This window comes from Serratia sp. UGAL515B_01 (assembly GCF_033095805.1).
GTDB lineage: Bacteria > Pseudomonadota > Gammaproteobacteria > Enterobacterales > Enterobacteriaceae > Chania.
The window spans coordinates 655,254-675,661 of sequence record NZ_CP109901.1 but is presented as its reverse complement, the minus strand read 5'-3'; the positions used below and the strand labels follow the sequence as shown (position 1 = coordinate 675,661).

Here is a 20,408-nt window from a genome sequence, read left to right as displayed (position 1 = left end):
ATAGGGGCGGCTTTAGCCCCTTTTCAGTAGCGCAGTTACCCGCCCCTAGTCAATACGGCCTTCGTTGGACGCTTACGATGCATACTTGGCTTAAGGTGGAATGATATTACTTCAGACAATTGTAGGAGGTGCTGGGTTTCCCCAGCTATGCCCCCGTTATTCAGATAATCGCGTCGTTCACGTTCTTAAGGAAATGGCCATGCTGGAGTTCCATTGCTCATATCTAAGCGTTGAACCTTGTTGTAATCGTTGGTGCGGTCGATAGCATAAAAGAATGCGGGTTGTATGGCGAAACCATAGGCGACAACTTGCTCCTTAGCTGCTGCCGATATACGTATACCCCAGAGGTCGAACGTCGGCCGCTGGTCACGCTGAGTCAGCCAAGACAGGGCGATAAGAAGATTATCGTTACCATCGGTGCTATTGGCATCACCACTGGATCCAGGGCGCACAGCGTAGGTGCTGTAACCAAGACGGTCTTTATATGTTGCCCAATCTGATGCATTAACCTGACGTTGGTGCAGATAGAGTAGGGTCCAGATATCCCATCCACGCATAGGGTCGGATTTCAGGTCTGCCCAATAATGAACCCATTGGGTATAAAACGTCATCCGTTCACCGTTTTGTGAGTATGTACCGGAGGCTTCCCATATACGCTTATAGACACCTTCAATAGGATCGACTGCGTTGTGCCCAGCAGCAATGAGATTGTAAGCGTTTCGATAGCTGGCCCAAGAGTTGAAGTCTTGCTTGTGACCATATTCACGAAACAACCGCCATCCTTTATGCAATGGAAAGATTTGGTTAGACACTTCGGAAGAACGCACACCATACACTTTGAGCCGATTAACCTGCAGATTGTGCCCTAATTCGTGGCTCTCCCCCCATCCTCGAGGATTAAGCCCCCAGTTCTGGTCATAAGGATTGCCACTGCAACCCGCTCCACACTGAGCGTAAGCATCCACATTAATATGTTGAGTATCTGGGTTTTTGTGAAGCGTTTTGTCTTCGCAGTCCCAACTGCGAGCCTGACATTCTTTATAAATGGCTTGATGAAGTGGCTGACCGGGAACGTCAAAACCGGCCAGAGTATAAGCATCACCAATGAATAAGTTATCCAGCTCACGGATATAACGCTCAACATCACCGCCGTATATATTTCTGATAATGCTGCTAATTTTATCAGCCTGAGCATGAACTTCGACATTATTGATCCTCATCTCTAGCCAGTCAGCAGTATTATCCTCAAGTGCACTCATGAAGTTTGTAATGGTCAGGCTATTGGCTGTGTCTTCACCAATATCAAGAAAGGGGTGTTTGGCTGCCCCTATCACCTTCACCGTTACCGTCTGCTTAGGTGTAGCTCCGCTATATATGAGTTGCAGGAGGCCGCCATAAGGAGAGACCAAGGTAACCTGCTGGCCAGGTGTCAACGCGATGTCAGGGCTTTTAAGAAAACGCGGTCGATCGTACTGTTGTGGATTCCACAGGCGCGTAGAGCCCTTGTGCTGTGTATTAAACCCCACCGCAATGGTAGCCCCTGCAGAATTATGAACACTGATCGTCACGCGTTTACCAGGAACAGCCATACGTCCTATCGCCGTACTCCCTTTAATTGCAGGCAGAGTTAATGTGATCGTTTCCTCCTCACTTTCTGATACCGGCATCGATAGGTGACGCTCCCCAGCATAGCTGCCTAGATCCCTCTGAGCTGCACGGCTTGTATTTACGTAACCAACAATGGAATCCGCAACGAAGGCCTCCTGGAACCTTGCAGGATCAGCAACTTTATCCATGGGGTAATAAATTGTCTGACGCACAGCATCTGCCCAGAGTAGCCACATGCGTAACGTAGTGGTGTCTGGTATCGCAAATACGTTCAAGCCTTTCTGGTCATATGAGTCTATGATCTTCTTGATTGTATCAACTTCTTGGATAAAACTACTCAGTTCAGGGACCTTGTCACATGTCACGCTCCCGACATATTCGGTACATTTCGACCAGTCGTAATCGGTGCGCCAACTACCATCAGCTATCTGATCCACCAGCTTCCGATGCAAATTTTTTTCGACAACCAGTTCCATCGAATACTCCGGGGTACGATTGGCGGGTACTGAATCATTTTCCCAGTAGTTACCTCCGTAAGGCCCTAACTGTAAGCCAAGTCCATTCAGTATCTGTTCTGAAATGACATTTTTGGTCCAGCTGTTGCTATGTACAAAGATAACCGGCATGCCAGCCCGCATAGATGCCCGTACTTTCTCAGTAAGCTTGTCGCTATCGCTGAAGTTATTTCCTAACGCCAGAAGCTGAGTAGCGCTAGCGCAACTGCTGTCAGTCAGGGCGTTGCATTTCGCGTCAACCGGATTCAGACCAGCACTCTTAATGCTGTTCAGAACGGTCGTGACATTCACTCCTACAATACTGACCCTGAAGTTATTCGGCACAGTACCCTGTGGGTCACCGCTAATCAGCCATTGCACCACTCGCTTGAACAAGGGGGCATGTGCGGTATTTTTTTTGTTCAACTGTTCAAAAATATCCGCCCCATAAGCCACTCCCCGACCACCGTTTTCAAAGCTCAGACTAGCCAATATACGATTCTTATCGCCAATCAGGAAAGGCAGCGTAGAATCAGGATTTACCATTAACGGTAAAACCCACTGGCTGGCTGTACCAGGCGTATACGCCTGACTAACATTGTAGTAAAAACTACTGAGAAGTGACGTACGTGCCTGGCTTACCTTATTAACCTGTCGTTGCAAATTCAGCGCAGCTTCATGGCTGTCGGCTAACTGTGGAGTGGCGTTGTAGTCTATCTGTGGGGCTGCCTGGGCAGTGAGGAAAACCGAAAGACCGAAACCGAGAATGAATACACGATAGGATGAAACTGACGAAAGATTCATGTGGTATCCTTAAACTATCTTTGCAAGGCTTAAAATTAACTTGCAACGGCAGGATCCTGAATTGAGTCTTTCCTTCGACAGCTTGCTCCGAGCCCCCTTCTGAGAATGTCCGAAATAAAGTCATGCTGTCTGGCATTTGCACAATGCCGCATGAATTAAATACCTCAGAGGGTTGTGTAAGCCGTTTTCATCGATTTGAAGCGTTGATTACCCTTTTTCAGTGTAGCGTAATTGCATCATACGCTAAATAATTCGAGTTGCAGGAAGGCGGCAACGCAGTGACAAATCGGTCAAAGACCGATTTGAACAGCGCCTGCGCTGGCCCGTAGGGTGAGTCTCATTAATGAGACTCATAATCCCAAGGAGCTTACTCAAGTAAGTGACTGGGGTGAGTGACAAATCTGCCTGGAGCAGATTTGAAGGTTCTGTCGCATTAGCGTAGTGAAGTTATCAACCGTTGCGCTGCCGGTTATTTAGGCAGCCAACAGATAAAATTGTTCAGCGGGTGACAATCCCTCACTTTGCAGGTGTTGATATTGCCCTTTTCGTATCATGTGGATCAGTTCGATACCGGCCAGGAGCGTCTGTGCCCGTCGAAACGATTTGAATCCCAGTATGGGCCGTATCCGTCGTTTGATATTGCGGTGATCCTGCTCAACCAGGTTGTTCAGATATTTGCTTTGTCTGAGGGGGATCGTTTCCTCCTCACGTTTGTCGGCGTTGAGCGTAGCCAAAGCAGCGGTGTTGGCGCCACTTTTATCGATAGTAACCATCCCGGGTTTGTCGTGATGACGAATAGCCTTGCGGAAAAAACGCAGTGCTGCCGCTGCATCCCGTTTAGCCGTCAGCAAAAAATCAATGGTCTGGCCCGCTGTATCGACTGCCCGGTACAAATATTTCCACTGGCCTTTGATTTTTATGTAGGTTTCATCCATTCGCCATTGATGTCCTACAGAACGTTTATGCCTACGAAAGGCCTTATCCAGTAGCGGCACCAGGCGAATAACCCAACGGTGAAGCGTGGAATGGTCAGCGATAATGCCGCGCTCTGCCATTATTTCTTCGAGATTGCGCAGGCTGAGGGCATAAGCCAGATACCAGCGAACACATTGCGCGATAATGTCGACAGGATAATGTAAACGTTTAAAGGCTTTTCGGATCAGAGGCATCAGCAGGTAACATCGAAAAAAAAGTAGTACGTTACCTGACGCCGCTTTAATGCGACAGAACCCTATTATGCGCAGCTATTTAGTTTTGCTGTTTAGTTGGCGCGATTTTAAGATCTCGAACACATACAGACTGAGGTAGTTCATAAGCGAATATAATACTATCAGCGACATCTTTCGCAGAAATAACACCACCAATACTATTTTTCCAATCAATATAATCGTTTCTTACTAAATCATTACTAATATGGCTGATCAATTCAGTTTCTGCTGCACCTGGGGAAATAGTTATAACTCTAACGTTATCTGGGGCAACTTCCCAACGGACACTATCTGACAAACCATGAACTGCAAATTTTGTTGCACAATATGCAGCATGATATTGATAAGTCTTTTGACCAGCTAAAGATGATATATTAATTATAGTTCCCGTTTTCCTTTTCCTCATCGAGGGCAGTACAGCCTGCATTCCATTTATAACGCCTTTAATATTTGTATCAATCATCCTGTCCCATTCATCAGGATTTTGGCAATCTAACTCCCCCAGCAACATAATACCTGCATTATTGATAATGCAATCCACATCACCAAATTTTTCCTCAGCTTGGCGTATAGCATTAAATACTTGCTCACGGCAAGTTACATCAACTTCAAAAACGAGGGCATTATCAAGATTCATTGCAGTGAGCTTATCTATTCGGCGAGCTAACAGAGCAACGTAATACCCCTTATTACTCAATATTTTCGCTACTTCAGCACCAAATCCGGAACTCGCCCCAGTGATAACAACTAATTTTTTTTTCATACAAGATTGCTCCATTTCCCATAGAACTTTTTGGCAACGTCCGGATGAGAGCGAAGCCTGCCTTTCATATAATTAAGCCCTACCTCTCTAAGCAAGGGGTTATTTGGATCTGTTTTTATAAATGAATTACTTAAAGTTAACTCTGTAGACAAGTCAAAAACAGGCACAACAGAATCAAGGCTTGCACCTAAAAAATAGGCAATAGAAAGCCTATCATTTGGCCCTTCTGGAGGTACAACTCTATGAACAGTTGCCCTGAGATAACCATTAGTTGCCAACTCTAATAATTCACCAAGATTAACGACAAACGAACCATCAACTGGGGCAACATCTACCCATTGGTTATCGCTAACTTCAACCTGTAAGCCTTTATTCTCATCCTGCAAAATTAACGTCAATAGCCCAGAGTCCTTGTGAGCACCAACACCTTGGCTTTCTGCTGTTAAATTACCACAAGGATATTTAATTAATTTAATATGCTCATTTGGCATATCGCCGTATATATTATCAAATGAGTTTTCTGGCAGTTTTAGACCTAAAGCTAAAGCTCTTAATAACTTTAATGAAATATTAGTAAGCACTTCATTATAAGTGAGCATAACATTTTTCAGCTCTGGCAATGATGTAGGCCATTGATTATAACCATGCAATCCTAGCCAAATAGGATCGTTATCCGTTAATTTTCGAGGCTCACGTTCAGCACCTATATCGAATTGCTCTCTCCAATCCGCCTTTCCATTCGTTCTTTCATTACCAGCTTTGTTGTACCCCCTGAAGTGAGGAGAGTTAATCATAGCAATGGCTAGTTTTTCTTTTTCTGGCAAAAGAAAAAAACTCTTCGTTAACTCGTATACTTTTGATAAAAAAGATGGGGATACACCATGGTCAGTGAGATAAAAAAAGCCAACATCGTGTGCTGCTGCTTTTAATAAAGATATAAACTGCTCTTTCTCATCCCCCTCTGCATCTAACATGGATAACTTTAATACAGGTATAGTAGCCATTCCCCCTCCAGCAAACAGTGGGTTTTTATCATATTATTGTTGCCTTTTTTAACGATTGAGGCGTTTGGGAAACCAACCCTCGTAGATACGCTAAAATGTGACGCATAACTAAGACGGATAGAATTCTTATGACCCATAAAGCTACATTGTATCAGCGATTATAACAACATAATCCCTTAACAAATTTCGCGACAAACATCACACAATTTATTAAGCTCATGCTTGCAACCCTTTAAAGAAAATAGAAAAATTTAATTCATTCAATAAGTTAATATCACATCAATCGTAATACTTGCGTTCGATGAAAGTGCCGGTGATCCTGCAGTGCATTTCGGGAGATGTGAATACCCCGGCGTTTTACGATTGAGGCGTTTCAGTCAGTTACGCAACGTCAGATTTTCATGCTCAATACGCTGTGTATGCAGCTTGCCAACAAGATGGCTCCTGGGCATCAATAGCGGCAGCGCTCTGCGGTACAACAGATAAGAGCATATTTGCTGACACTAGCGCGGCGGGCGGCAGTAGTTGTTATTCATCCCTGTAACCTTTAATAATTTTTAACAATCCATATCAATTCTTGAACCCTATTCGAAAAAATGCACATTAGGGTGGCAACGATAAAACAAACCGCCAATAAACTGTAACGATCTGTTATTTTCAATAAAAAACCAACACTCTGGAGTTATGGGCTGAAAATGTGCGAATAATACCCAAAAAATGGGTGGTGACAAATATTTACAAGTGTAATTATTTAATTAATTTAAACTATTTATACTGAGTCACCTGAATACGATTCAGGTAAATTCGTAGATAACAATAAAGTTTGATAATCCGCGAACCGCTTTTCGGGTACTGGCAGTGCTTAGCGGTGTCCCTTAACTGTACGCGAGCGCCGCTGGCGGTCATTTGCGCGCAGAGCAAGGCGTGAGCCGCGAGGTTGGGTGGACCCAATAAGCGGCGAACAACGCAGCAATGCACGCCAATGGCGTCAGCCCGTAGGGTCACTCCCCAAAAGCCCATTCTCTGTGTTGTCGGGCTTGAACAGAGCGCCACTCTGCCCTTCCCCCTCCGCCTTGATAATGGGCTTTTGGGGCTGCGACGGCACCACGGACAGTTAAGGGACACAGCCTAGGTTGGCGATAACTGACCTGACTGAAACTTACGGGAAACTCTGTTCCGTGTTCTTTAATTGCCGAGGTACTGTTATAGCCCATCAAGTTTTGGCAACGAAGGTTAGAGACTGTGATTTACGGGATTTATTTTTATTGCTGCTGTGTCATAAGCCTTCTCTATAGAAGAGTTTATGTACTTTAACACCCTGTACCCGTGCAGGATAAAGTCAGAACGGCATTAGCGAACGTTTGTCGATAATATTTTTTCAGACTACTGTGGGTAGTATTTGCTGAATTTATGGGATGTCACTTATGAAGAAACTACCAGACTTGGAGGCTTGGGCAATCTTTGCCAAAGTTGCAAAAACAGGGTCGTTTGCCAAAACTGCCGCCGAACTCTCACTATCCCAAGCCTCAGTATCCAAAGCGATCACACGTTTGGAAAAGCGCATGAATACAATGTTGTTTCATCGTACATCTCGTCGAATGTCCCTAACTGAAACTGGATACATTGCTTTAGAACGCGCTTCACTCATACTTGAAGAAAGTGAAGCGCTAGAGGAGGAAGTCACCGAGCAGTCTAGCAAACCCTGTGGTCTTATACGACTCACCGCTCCAATGTCATTTGGTATCAAGCACATGGCACCATTGCTCCCTAAATTTATGCTGGATAATCCAGAAGTAAGCTTGGATATCGAATTTAGTGATGACCTAATTGACGTTGTGGCGAACAGATTCGATATTGCGCTACGTATCTCTAATCTTGTCGACTCCAGCTTGTTAGCCAGGAGGCTTTGTACGGTACGCCTCCTGTTGGTCGGGGCACCAGATTATTTCAAACGCTATGGGCGACCATACCATCCTCGTGATTTGGTTGAACATCGTATGCTGCAATATGCCTATCCCCCACGTCATATGTGGCGTTTTCGCCATGAAGAGCACGGCGAAGTTACTCAATCGATAGAATCAATGTTTAAGGTCAATAATGCAGAGGCACTGAATTTTCCTTTGCATGCAGGGTTGGGGTTGGCGTTACAGCCAGAATTTTTGGTTCAGCAAGAGATTGAAACAGGCGTATTAGAAACAGTGATGAACGATTGGTCCGTTGATCCGATAACCCTGTATATCGTTACACCTCCAGGGCGTCGACGCCCTAAGCGCGTGCAGGTCCTGATTGACTATTTTGTCGAATGCTTTGCAAATTAGGCGGTGTCTTCTAATTGAACAGGAACACAGCAGATCTTAAATGGTCCCAGCCCAGAAAGCCGCGCCCCAAAAGCTGTCTGCCTAACAAAGAGCTAAATGGGTGTTCTTAATACCGCGATACATCACGCTTCTGGCATGTGGGAATGATGAAGAACGCCGACACACCGTGCCCCCCTCCCTGGAGGCTCGTATCGCGCATCCCTGCGCTCAACGGTCGGCTAACCTGCACGACTCATGGCTTGCTCTGCGTGAAAATTATCGCCACCGGGCTTATGTGTCATTGCGGGGCGCAGCCCAGGCTGCTTGGGGGCGGCTCCTGCCCTACAGGCAATGAAAAGACGCAATCAAATTAATAAATTGATATATACCCAAAATAACTCGTGTTGTTTGTAGGAGGCAACTGAGCGAAGCCCCAGTCACTTACTCGAGTAAATGACTGGGGTGAACGAAGGCAGTCAACACCCAAACAACTTGAAGTATGACGAATATATATAAAGCAAAAGACATCTCAGTAATTAATAATAATTATCACAGAGTCATCTCATTCAATAATAATCACCCAACTACCGCCAATACGATATAATCATATTTTCCTTTCGTATTTGATAAAAAATACTTTTTATTATTACATCAGAAATGGAAACGATGACATTCCATTTGGCCTGTTTTCTTGAGCCAGAGCCAAGCTTAAACTGAGTTCAAGTAATAACGCTTTCCCAAGGATAGTACCATGATAGAACATCGCCCTTTCACCAAACTAGGTGGAGCAAACCACGGCTGGTTAGATGCTAAACATCATTTTTCTTTCGCTGAATACTATGATCCAGAACGCATTAATTGGGCCGCCCTTCGGGTATGGAACGATGACACTATTCAGCCCAATACAGGTTTCCCTCCCCACCCTCATGCGGATATGGAGATTATCACTTATGTCCGTGATGGAGCCATCACCCACCAGGACAGCCTAGGAAATAAGGGCCGTACCGTTGCTGGAGATGTCCAAGTAATGAGTGCGGGAACGGGTATACATCACTCTGAATACAATCTGGAGTCTGAGATTACTCGCATTTTCCAGATATGGATCATCCCTAACCAGCATGGACACCCACCTTCATGGGACACTAAATCGTTTCCCAAAGAAGAACGTTCAGGAAAATTCGTTCTGTTGGCCAGCGGCATTGAAGGTGACAAAGATGCCCTACCACTCCACGCTGATGCACGTGTTTTAGGGGCGACACTTAAAACGGGTGAAACGACCGAATATCAGATTGGTAACGGATATTACGCATATTTAGTATTGGCAAAAGGCAAAGTCGAAGTCAACGGGGTTGTATTAAATACCCGCGATGGGGCCGCTATCCACGATGAGGATACTATTCAAATTACAGCTATCGAAGAAGCTGAACTTGTTTTAGTGGAGACTTTCCCCGTTTAACAGAGGGATGAGTACAAGCATGGGAAATAGATCCTGAGTTATTTCGCATGGTTCGGGCCGTTAGTATAACTGCCCATATATTACCGCACTGTATTATTAACGTGATTCATATAAGGAATAACCCGTATGTCTAATAAATATCTTGAACTACTGACCCCCCAAAATAGCCAGGTCATCTTTATCGACCAACAACCCCAAATGGCTTTCGGTGTACAGTCTATCGATCGTCAAACCCTTAAAAACAATGTTGTAGCCCTGGCAAAGGCGGCAAAAATATTCAACATTCCTACGACCATTACCGCTGTAGAAACAGAGAGTTTTTCTGGTCATAGCTACCCAGAGTTGCTGGCGGTATACCCTAATAACAAGCTGTTGGAACGCAGCTCGATGAACTCTTGGGATGACCAGAATGTGCGCGATGCACTGGCTGTCAATGCTGCACAAGGGAGAAAAAAGATCGTCGTTTCTGGCCTGTGGACTGAAGTGTGTAACCTGACTTTCGCCCTGTCGTGCCTGCAGGACACAGACTATGAGATCTATATGGTAGCTGATGCCTCTGGCGGTACTTCGGTAGATGCTCACAAGTACGCAATGGACCGTATGATCCAGGCTGGCGTCATTCCGGTAACTTGGCAACAGGTTATGCTGGAATGGCAGCGAGACTGGGCCAATAAGGCAACCTATGATGATGTAATTTCTCTGGTTCAGGAGCACTCTGGTGCCTATGGTATGGGCGTAGATTACGCTTACACCATGGTTCACAAAGCACCAGAGCGAGTGCAACACGGTCCAAGTATCGGCCCAAACCCTGCTAAGTAAGCTCAGTTGGGTGCCTACAGGGGGAAATTTTCTCCCCCTGTAAGTCTTATATGCATCCATTAAGAGCTGTTCTCAAGAGCATGGATAGTTGACGGCGGTTTGAACTCAGTAAGCCTTATAATATATGGGGATTAAGTAAGCTGCCCTAGGCTGTGTTCTTCAATTACACGCGAGCGCCGCTGGCGGTAATTGTGCGCGGAAGCAAGGCTTGAGCCGCGAGGTTTGGTGGGCCAAATAAGCGGCGAACAACGCAGCAATGCTCGCCAATGGCCCCAATCCAAAGGGGCAGGCCGAGTAACGCTGTCAGCAACTAAGCAACTTGAAGTATCACGTGTATGAATGTGACTTGTCTTTGTTCCACCCATAATGAGGTAAGCCATGAAGCTCTATATTCTTTCTTTGGGGGCTGGGTTACTGGTTGGCATCATCTACAGCTTGTTAAGTGTACGGTCACCTGCCCCCCCTTTGATTGCACTGGTTGGCCTACTTGGCATTCTGCTCGGTGAACAAGTTATCCCCGTCGGCAAACAATTGTTTAATGGCGCTACTTTCAGCACCGCATGCGACAAGGCACAAGCTACCCACCATGTGCTTGGTCAACTACCTGGACGCAATACCGATGATAAAGCATCCAAAGAAAAGCAAACGTGAACGGTTGTTATAAAAACGATAACCCCTCCTCAGAGAGTTCTTAACCTCAAGCTGTCTGCTGAGGGACTATATCTAAAATGAAAGAAGAACCTTATGACATCCCGTAGGAAGTTCCTGAGTGCAGCAACAACGCTAGCATCAACCATGGCGCTTAATGCCATTTTGGGACGTAACGCCTCCGCTGCTAATGGAGTATCTGCAATGACACATTCTGTTCCCGACATTATTTTCCATAATGGTCGTATCACCACGTTAAATAAAAGTAACCCAGAGGCGCGCGCGGTCGCAATCAAAGATGGCGCCTTCATAGCGGTCGGTTCTGATGCTGAAGTATTGACCTTGGCGGGTTTAGGCACACGCGTTGTCAATCTTAATAACCGTAGAGTCCTTCCCGGCTTGTTTGATAACCACACGCATGTGATCCGCGGCGGTCTCAACTACAATCTTGAACTACGCTGGGATGGTGTACGCTCACTCGCTGATGCCTTGGACATGCTAAAACGCCAAGTTGCTATTACTCCAGCGCCACAATGGGTACGCGTCGTCGGTGGTTTTAGCGAACATCAATTCATTGAAAAGCGTTTGCCGACGCTTGCTGAGATCAATGCCATCGCACCGGATACACCCGTATTTTTGCTGCATCTCTATGATCGAGCACTGCTTAATGCAGCAGCATTACGTGTCGTAGGGTACACCAAAGATACCCCCGAACCTGCCGGGGGCCAGATCATCCGCGACAGTAATGGCAATCCTACAGGCCTTTTGTTGGCAAAACCCAATGCTACGATCCTCTACGCGACATTGGCAAAAGGGCCAAAGTTGCCGTTCGAATATCAAGTCAACTCTACCCGACACTTCATGCGGGAGCTAAACCGTCTAGGTGTGACCGGAGTGATTGATGCAGGTGGCGGTTTTCAGAATTATCCTGACGACTACGCAGTGATCCAGAAACTGTCTGATGACAACCAGATCACTGTGCGTATCGCCTACAACCTGTTCACCCAAAAACCTAAGGAAGAAAAAGAAGACTTCTTGAAGTGGACCTCATCAGTCAAATACAAACAAGGTGATGATTACTTCCGTCATAACGGAGCCGGTGAAATGCTGGTTTATTCGGCTGCCGACTTTGAGGACTTCCGCGTCGAACGCCCGGAAATGCCACCTAATATGGAAGGTGAGCTGGAAGAAGTTGTCCGCATCCTAGCTGAAAATAAGTGGCCATGGCGTCTGCATGCAACGTATGACGAAACCATCAGCCGTGCACTCGACGTCTTCGAAAAGGTCAATGAGGATATACCGCTTCAAGGTATCAATTGGTTCTTTGACCATGCGGAAACTATCTCCGAGAAATCCATCGATCGTATTGCTGCGTTAGGCGGTGGTATTGCCGTGCAGCACCGTATGGCCTATCAAGGCGAATTCTTCGTTGAACGCTATGGTGCCCGTGCTGCAGAAGCTACGCCGCCCATCAAGCGTATAATGGAAAAAGGTGTCAAAGTTTCCGCAGGTACTGATGCTACGCGCGTAGCATCCTACAATCCCTGGGTATCATTATCATGGATGATCACTGGCAAAACCGTTGGTGGGCTAGGGCTGTACCCGCGCCACAATCTGCTCGACCGAGAAACAGCGCTGCGGATGTGGACTGAGAATGTTGCCTGGTTCTCTAATGAGGAAGGTAAACGAGGCCGCATTGAAGTTGGCCAGTTCGCCGATCTGATCGTGCCAAGCAAGGACTTCTTCAGTATCCCCGAAGATGAAATCTCCTTCCTGACCTCTGATCTGACTGTCGTCGGAGGCAAGATAGTTTATGGGGCTGGCGAATTCACATCTTTGGACGACAACCCATTACCTCCCGCCATGCCTGATTGGTCGCCAACGCGAACCTTTAAGGGCTACAGCGCTTGGGGAGAACCCGAAGGTGCCGGCAAAAACTCGCTAGCCCCGATGCGAGCGCAAGCGGTGGCTTCGTGCGGTTGTGCCAGTTCTTGTGGGTTGCATGGTCATGACCATGCACGTGCGTGGGCTTCAAATACGCCGGTGTCTGACCTGAAGGGCTTCTTTGGTGCCTTAGGTTGCTCCTGCTGGGCGGTGTAAACAAAGTGGCAAAGACCGCCGCTTGTAAAACAACGGTGGTGAACCAGCCTGTTTCACATGGCAGATAAGGGCAACCTTCGTTGCCCTTTGCCGTTTCTGCCTGGCTGCGTAAAAACAGTGGAGTACTGCTATCCAAATTCACATTTTGTTCGAACGTAAACTGTTCCAGTACAGCTAGTTAGGGATAAAAAACTCTGCGTTTCATAGCAGCAATGTTCGTAGTGGCAACTATTGCATTTCAACTTATAACTAGCGTCACAAGCAGAATAGAGAAATTGCATTGGTTCAATACGGTGAGTTCAACTGTCTGTAAACTAGGTTTAAATGTAAGAGCGGTATTATGAGTCAGCACACATCCAAATCCGTTTCCGCATCTGTCAGTATGTTCGAGTCCTTACGGCAACGCCTTTTTGCTGTCCTGTGGATAGCCACTGTTGTGGGCAACACAGGAAGCTTTATCCGCGATGTTGCCAGCGCTTGGTTGATGACCGATCTGTCATCTTCACCAACAGCAATCGCAATGGTGCAGGCTGCAGCGACTCTGCCAGTGTTTCTATTGTCCATCCCAGCTGGTGTTTTGGCCGATATCCTTGACCGCCGGAGGTTGCTGATCGGCATTCAGTGCTTACTGGGCATAACCGGTTTAGGGTTAATGCTGTTGTCTATGTTAAGCCAGCAGTCGGTAACTTCACTGGTGGCGATGACTTTCCTCGGTGGTATTGGCGCAGCACTAATGGGACCAACCTGGCAAGCCATCGTACCCGAATTAGTCGAGAAGAAAGCCCTCAAGAATGCTATCGCACTGAATTCACTCGGCATCAATATTTCGCGAGCCATCGGACCTGCGTTAGGTGGGATACTCTTAGCCAGCTTTGGTGCGGCATTCAGCTACGGTATAAATGTCATCAGCTGCCTCTTTGTCGTCGCCGCACTATTATGGTGGCGGAGACAGAGAACGGAGCAAGATGTATTAACCGAGCAATTCTCTGGGGCATTCCGCGCCGGTTTACGCTATGTTCGCGTCAACCGCGAACTCCACATAGTATTGCTACGTGCCTTTCTGTTCTTCTCGCTAGCCAGTGCAGTTTGGGCGCTACTGCCGCTGGTTGCCCGACAAATGCTGGATGGTAACGCTAGCTTTTATGGCATTATGCTCGGCGCAGTCGGTCTGGGTGCGATCGGTGGAGCTCTCATTATGCCCCGATTGCGCCAGCATCTGAGTACAGACGGTTTACTGTTGATCGTCTCATTGACGATTGCAGCGGTTATGTCTTTCTTGTCCTTGACGCCGCCACGTTGGCTTGCCGTGGCAGCACTGCTCATTCTTGGGGCTGGCTGGATAACCGCTTTGACCACGTTGAACGGTGTTGCCCAAGCGATCCTACCTAACTGGGTACGAGGCCGCTCGCTGGCAGTCTATCTGACCGTGTTTAACGGTGCCATGACCGTTGGCAGCCTGGGTTGGGGTGCACTTGCCGAAGTGGTCGGCATTCCTCTATCATTGCTGGCGGGGGCTGGCGGACTGGTTGTAGTTGGCCTGATTGCACATTTGCTCAAATTACCCAGTGGTGAAGCAGATTTGGAACCATCCCATCATTGGCCGGAACCCTTGACCACATCCCCTATCGAACACGATCGAGGGCCAGTGCTGCTCCAGGTCGAGTATCGTATCGACATCAAGGATCGTCCAGAGTTTCTGAAAGCGCTAGCTCGATTATCAGCCGAACGGCGCCGAGATGGGGCCTATATGTGGGGGGTAGCGGAAGATTCTGCAAACCCAGAATTGATCCTCGAATGGTTCCATGTCGAATCTTGGGCCGAGCATATGCGTCAACATAGGCGAGTATCCAAAGCTGGGGCTGATGTTCAAGCTGAAGTACTGCGATTCAATCAAAGCGAGCAGCCGCCTATTGTGCGCCATTTCCTCGCTTTCAATCATCCGCACAAAGGCAGTGTATAAGTGACTCTATGTTAGCCATACACCAGCATCGTGTTTCAGCCGAAGCTGTCATGAAGCGAGTTCGAACAATACAGTAAAGCGCTGTCTATTAGGTTCTGTCGAAAATAATCGCTAAAGTCGAGAGGAGACTAATTCATGATGTAATTAGGCTGCTAATGAATAAAACTGTTTCCACGCCGCCGTATTGCCGGCATTTTCCCTCTGTCCTTTTTTCAGCATCCTGTGCAACTCAATTCCGGCAATAGTGGCCTCTGCGGTTGCAAATGATTTAAATCCCAGCGTGGGTTTTGTGATGCGTTTAATCCCCCGATGGTCCTGCTCCACACGATTGTTCAGGTACTTTATCCGCCTGACCTCAATCAACAAGGGCCACAGACCGCAGAGAAATAGCAAGGTATTGATACGCTCCAGTGCTGCTGTATTGGCACCCGATTTATCTATGTTGACCTTCTCGGGAAATCCCCAGGAGCCAATCGCTTTTTTGAAGGATCTCAGTACTGCTGCACGGTCACGGGTTTCTGACAACATAAAATCAATCGTAGCACCGTCATTATCTACGGCCCGATAAAGATAAACCCATTTGCCGTTCACCCTGATATAGGTTTCATCAATCTTTCAGCTGAGCCCTGTGGGCTTCTTCCTTTTTCTGAAAGGTTGCTCAAGTTTCGGCGCATAATGGATGACCCATTTTTGCACGGTTGAACGATCTACATCAGCCCCAGGCTCTTCCTGCAGTTCTTCAATATGGCGATAGCTGAGTGGATAGGCCACCTTCCATCTGACGGCCATTAAAATGAGATCTTTGGGAAAGTGACGACCTTTGAAACTGAGCATAATTCAACCTAAACAGTGCATTACTGGCCGAGAATATCATATAAACTGCATTTTTTTCGAAATAGATAGCCAACATAGATTAATATTACAGAATTTTACCCCGCACAGCCAAAGCAGATCACCGCAGTCAGCGGCTGATGGATTTGAAGGGAGTTGGCCCAACAACGGCCTGTGCGCTGGTCGTCAGTATCGGTAATGCACATGATTTTAAGAATGGGCATCAACTGGCAGCCTGTCTGGGGCTTACGCCATCGCAGTAGGGGGCAGTTTGGATATAGGAAATTATTGTACGGCAAGCCTGTTTTTTGAATAGGCTTGCCGGGGTTCGCTTTGAATTCGGAAATTATCCTACGTTTAGCGTTTTTAGCTCTAACGGTGGATTTCGCTCCGTTGAGAACAACCCCTGATTGTAAGGGTACATGGAATGTTTAGGCTGAGCGTTAATTGCTTTGCTTACTTTAGTACACACGATCAGTGTGGTGTATGTAATTGGTCAGTTTCGGATGCAGAAACGCTACTGCGTCGGCAGTTCAAGTCGTTACCGATACCGTGTTGGATAAGAAATAGCCTTGGCGTAGGATATTATCCTTTATCCAAGCGGACCCCTTTTAGTTGGTATTCGTCGGTGACGTTGAGTAGTTTGGCAAAACGCTAATCGTCTTCTCTGCTTCAGGGATAGAGGATGAGTCTAAATCTCCCCCAGGGTTACGAGGGTCAGTAGAGATAGTCGATGGGATTACTACCAGTTGCTCTGCCAATGGCCAGCCGATGATTGTTTCCAACCGTCCTTCCTCGTCCTCCTGACCTGTAATAGAGTCAAGCTGAAGCGGTAAAGTATGCCCTATCAAACTAGATACAGCATTTACCGCCTCCGGTGAAGATAGTGCGACGTTAGTCTGGTAAAAGTTAGGCAGTGATTCTTGTCTCACGTAGACACGGAGCATAACTCCATTGCGAATACGGCCAGTATTGGGGTCAGGATCTTGATCAAGGGCATAACCATAAGACACTGCAGGATCGCCGGCAATATAGAAGCCGTGCCAAGCGTTATCCAGACTTTGTGATCTAGCTCTAACTCCTTCGAATACGATGCTATGGGCGGCTTCTAAAAAAGTTCCATGGTATCCAACAAAGACATACCCCTGTGAAGTCAGTTGCTGATGGGCTGCAATAAGTCTATCAGTTGTCCAATGCTGCGTGCCCCTGGTAGTAAAACTGATATCATCTCCGTCCCCCAAGAATACAGCCCCCGTTGGGTAGATTCTTTCTTGATGCGCCTCGTTGCCATCTGCGGGTGCCACACAATTCAAACCCGACAGTGGGCAGGTTAGCGTGAGTATATCTGCATTCGCAGCTGAAGCTTCGGTGTTGTTTGAGCTTTGACTGACGAATTCTGCACTAGTTTGAGCTGCCGTAGTCAAAGCTAGTCGCGATTGTTGCGGATTCTTTCGAATAGCACGGTCTAGATCGCTATCGCTTTCTGGGTTATCGAGAGCGTTCTGAATTACTTGATCCACTTGGCTCCAGGAATGGCGAGCCGCTATATAAAAGTCAATGAGATTATTAACTGGATAACCACATCGCTCTAAATCTTCCCATCCTCTGGGCTGCCGATGTCGCATGAAAGTCTCGAGCGGGATTGCACATACTCTCTGGGCAGTAAGCGCGGCCAATGATCCCCCTTCCGAGAAATGAGTCCTGGTGCTGATTGGCGAAGCAGGCATTTCTATATCATGCGCAGCGGGAGAGCCATAAAGTGTGAGATAAACTTTACCTTCCCAAGTGTCATCTAATTGGCATGTATTCCGTGATAAGTAGTTATATATAGCGTTTAGCGGGTCAATGAAGCAAAGAGTTTTTCCACTGTCCCAGTTTGTCCAGCGTCTGTTTCGTGTAGGTCCACTTTGGGTGCTCGCAATGCTTACGCCGGCATTCTTTACTATAAGCTCATACGATAGGCTGTTGCTGTTAGTCCCTAGAATGTCTAGAGTCGAGTTTTTTTCAAGTCTACTGAGTACTTCATTTGAGACGGGGATTGTATATATGGGGGACATTGAGGTGATTTGGTTAGCTGAGTTAACCTCATGAATGAAAACTTTTATCTCTGAGGGAGTATCTCCTCCTATGGGTACTAGCCAGTTTACTGAGATATTGCCCTTGTTTTGTCTGGTGTAGTTAAACTTTACAGGTTTATTTGTATGAGAGACACCTTTGAACTGAATGCTGTTTTCGTTTATCAGAAGAGAAAATGCATTGTCTATTCCTATCTTCACAGAGTCATTGTTCCCACCAAGCACCATGGAGAAATGAAGTACACCTTGTTCGGACGTCTGGCCAAATGATGATAAGTCCATCGGGCTTGACCAGATTTTTTGGTTACTTAGATCAAGTAAGCAAGAATCTGTACACTGGGTCCACAAATCAAACTTGTCGTTGGCAAAAGCAGGGAGGGATAAGTCTGATGCGAGAATAATCGCTATCGCAGCAGTCCTTAATTTGGCTTTATTTAACATAATAACCTCCTGTTACTGTCATTAACTTTCTCAACTCAAGAGAGTCAGCATTTAAATCGTTTATAAGAGATGATTCAGGCTTTATAACAGATACATCTAAATTTAAAACATCTGACAAAACTCTACGAACTAATTCATTTAAGTCTATAAGAGCATATGGAGTTTTCATAAATTACTCTCCTCTTTAATAAAAAGGTTCATGTGAACTTACTGTATTGGCTCTAACTTTATGAAAAACATTGGCTTAATACTTTTTTAAAATAAAAAAATAAGTTTAGCCTACTCATTACATTCACCAATAATATTTCAAATCGCATAAACATTGGCTACGTCCGTTCGCATCAATTACATAGTTAACTATGCTCCTGATAGCTCTCAGACTTGCTGCCTCATGCAACTCGAATTACTTAGGGTGTAAAAATGGTCCTTTGCAGATACATTAAAAGAGAAAAATAAAGCTTTGCATTCCTATGGCAATGTTATCAAAACTGCAGATTATTATTAAAATAACATAGATTTGTGAGGTTAACTTTATAGCAATATACGAAAGAGACCGGAAAGATTTTATACATCAAATCAAGTTTTAGAATTTATCAGCAAACAAAGGTGTTTCACTTTTTTAAAACATAAAATTTTCTACACTGCCTCTGAATAGATCATTTTTTGAGCGTAGAGTAAAACATAAGTGAAAGTCAACACATTTAAAACTCATGATATTAAAAAACAAATATAATACTTATTAAATAATAAAAACACGCTTATTGTATATAAAAAATATTATTTAAGTATAAAACACCAAAATGGTCAAAATAAATAGATATATATCTTTTACGGTTGTGTTACACTAAGAATTTTCCAGATAACATGCTGTTTTTATTAATTAAATTTTCTTATCATGTTTCTGGGGTGGCGTGGCTCTGTCGCATTAGCGTAGAAAAGTTAGCAAAAGTGGCGGTTCTGTCGAAAATAATCGCTAAAGTCGAGAGGAGACTAATTCATGATGTAATTAGGCTGCTAATGAATAAAACTGTTTCCACGCCGCAGTATTACCGGCATTTTCCCTCTGTCCTTTTTTCAGCATCCTGTGCAACTCAATTCCGGCAATAGTGGCCTCTGCGGTTGCAAATGATTTAAATCCCAGTGTGGGTTTTGTGATGCGTTTAATCCCCCGATGGCCCTGCTCTACCCGATTGTTCAGGTACTTTATCCGCCTGACCTCAATCAACAAGGGCCACAGACCGCAGAGAAATAGCAGGGTATTGATACGCTCCAGTGCTGCTGTATTGGCACCCGATTTATCTATGTTGACCTTCTCGGGAAATCCCCAGGAGCCAATCGCTTTTTTGAAGGATCTCAGTACTGCTGCACGGTCACGGGTTTCTGACAACATAAAATCAATCGTAGCACCATCATTATCTACGGCCCGATAAAGATAAACCCATTTGCCGTTCACCCTGATATAGGTTTCATCCATCTTTCAGCTGAGCCCTGTGGGCTTCTTCCTTTTTCTGAAAGATTGCTCAAGTTTCGGCGCATAATGGATGACCCATTTTTGCACGGTTGAACGATCTACATCAGCCCCAGGCTCTTCCAGCAGTTCTTCAATATGGCGATAGCTGAGTGGATAGGCCACCTTCCATCTGACGGCCATTAACATGAGATCTTTGGGAAAATGACGACCTTTGAAACTGAGCATAATTCAACCTAAACAGTGCATTATTGGCCGAGAATATCATCTCACCTGCATTTTTTCGACAGAACCGAAACGCTGAACTTCGGTTTTTGTTTTTAACATTGGTATAATCCAGTTTTTCCTATGTACCCAAATTATACCAAAAGTCTGTTGGAATTGTTAGAGTTCTAATGAGACGAATTGATGTGGTATATATCTATTTTTTAT

The 20,408-nt window shown here is 45.8% G+C and carries 12 protein-coding genes and 3 pseudogenes; 7 read left to right on the top strand and 8 right to left on the bottom strand.

Going from position 1 to position 20,408, the window contains the following annotated elements; translation table 11 throughout:
• Positions 1 to 185: 185 nt before the first annotated feature.
• From OK023_RS03215 to OK023_RS03200, 4 genes are all read right to left on the bottom strand, one after another.
• Complete coding sequence (locus OK023_RS03215; RefSeq protein ID WP_317694748.1) at positions 186 to 2,906, bottom strand: ImpA family metalloprotease; 2,721 nt, start codon at positions 2,904 to 2,906, stop codon at positions 186 to 188.
• Positions 2,907 to 3,379: 473 nt separating this feature from the next.
• A complete protein-coding gene (locus OK023_RS03210; RefSeq protein WP_317694746.1) occupies positions 3,380 to 4,075 on the bottom strand; it encodes an IS6 family transposase in 696 nt (231 codons plus the stop codon).
• 79 nt (positions 4,076 to 4,154) lie between these two features.
• Positions 4,155 to 4,877 (bottom strand): SDR family oxidoreductase, encoded by a 723-nt coding sequence (locus tag OK023_RS03205; protein WP_317694744.1) that lies wholly within the window; start codon positions 4,875 to 4,877, stop codon positions 4,155 to 4,157.
• Positions 4,874 to 5,881 (bottom strand): isopenicillin N synthase family dioxygenase, encoded by a 1,008-nt coding sequence (locus tag OK023_RS03200; RefSeq protein ID WP_317694742.1) that lies wholly within the window; start codon positions 5,879 to 5,881, stop codon positions 4,874 to 4,876. Before OK023_RS03200 ends, OK023_RS03205 begins: the two co-directional genes overlap by 4 nt.
• Before the next feature lie 1,424 nt (positions 5,882 to 7,305).
• Between OK023_RS03200 and OK023_RS03190 the strand changes: the two genes are divergently transcribed.
• The 6 genes from OK023_RS03190 (at position 7,306) to OK023_RS03165 (ending at position 15,161) form a co-directional block, all read left to right on the top strand.
• Entirely contained in the window at positions 7,306 to 8,199 is an 894-nt protein-coding gene (locus OK023_RS03190; protein ID WP_317694741.1) for a LysR family transcriptional regulator, read from the top strand.
• Positions 8,200 to 8,929: 730 nt separating this feature from the next.
• Entirely contained in the window at positions 8,930 to 9,634 is a 705-nt protein-coding gene (locus OK023_RS03185; protein ID WP_317694740.1) for a pirin family protein, read from the top strand.
• A gap of 126 nt (positions 9,635 to 9,760) precedes the next feature.
• On the top strand, positions 9,761 to 10,453 hold the full coding sequence (locus OK023_RS03180) for a hydrolase (RefSeq protein WP_317694739.1): 693 nt from the start codon (positions 9,761 to 9,763) through the stop codon (positions 10,451 to 10,453).
• A 378-nt stretch (positions 10,454 to 10,831) separates the two neighbouring features.
• On the top strand, positions 10,832 to 11,104 hold the full coding sequence (locus OK023_RS03175; protein WP_317694738.1) for a XapX domain-containing protein: 273 nt from the start codon (positions 10,832 to 10,834) through the stop codon (positions 11,102 to 11,104).
• A gap of 201 nt (positions 11,105 to 11,305) precedes the next feature.
• The gene (locus tag OK023_RS03170; RefSeq protein ID WP_317697460.1) at positions 11,306 to 13,201 is read left to right on the top strand and encodes an amidohydrolase; all 1,896 of its coding nucleotides are present in this window, start codon (positions 11,306 to 11,308) and stop codon (positions 13,199 to 13,201) included.
• A 340-nt stretch (positions 13,202 to 13,541) separates the two neighbouring features.
• On the top strand, positions 13,542 to 15,161 hold the full coding sequence (locus tag OK023_RS03165) for an MFS transporter (RefSeq protein ID WP_317694737.1): 1,620 nt from the start codon (positions 13,542 to 13,544) through the stop codon (positions 15,159 to 15,161).
• A gap of 144 nt (positions 15,162 to 15,305) precedes the next feature.
• On the opposite strand, the pseudogene OK023_RS03160 reads toward OK023_RS03165, so the two are convergent.
• A pseudogene (locus OK023_RS03160) lies at positions 15,306 to 15,995 on the bottom strand (IS6 family transposase).
• An 83-nt stretch (positions 15,996 to 16,078) separates the two neighbouring features.
• Between OK023_RS03160 and OK023_RS03155 the strand changes: the two are divergent.
• Positions 16,079 to 16,252: pseudogene (locus OK023_RS03155) on the top strand (transposase); the annotation flags it as partial.
• Positions 16,253 to 16,603: 351 nt separating this feature from the next.
• Here the strand turns inward: OK023_RS03155 and OK023_RS03150 are convergent.
• The 3 genes and pseudogenes from OK023_RS03150 to OK023_RS03140 form a co-directional block, all read right to left on the bottom strand.
• On the bottom strand, positions 16,604 to 18,508 hold the full coding sequence (locus tag OK023_RS03150) for an exotoxin A binding domain-containing protein (RefSeq protein WP_317694736.1): 1,905 nt from the start codon (positions 18,506 to 18,508) through the stop codon (positions 16,604 to 16,606).
• Positions 18,498 to 18,677, bottom strand: coding sequence for a hypothetical protein (locus OK023_RS03145; protein WP_317694735.1), 180 nt, complete (start codon positions 18,675 to 18,677; stop codon positions 18,498 to 18,500). The genes OK023_RS03150 and OK023_RS03145 overlap by 11 nt, the downstream gene beginning before the upstream one ends.
• A gap of 837 nt (positions 18,678 to 19,514) precedes the next feature.
• A pseudogene (locus OK023_RS03140) lies at positions 19,515 to 20,204 on the bottom strand (IS6 family transposase).
• Positions 20,205 to 20,408: the final 204 nt, after the last annotated feature.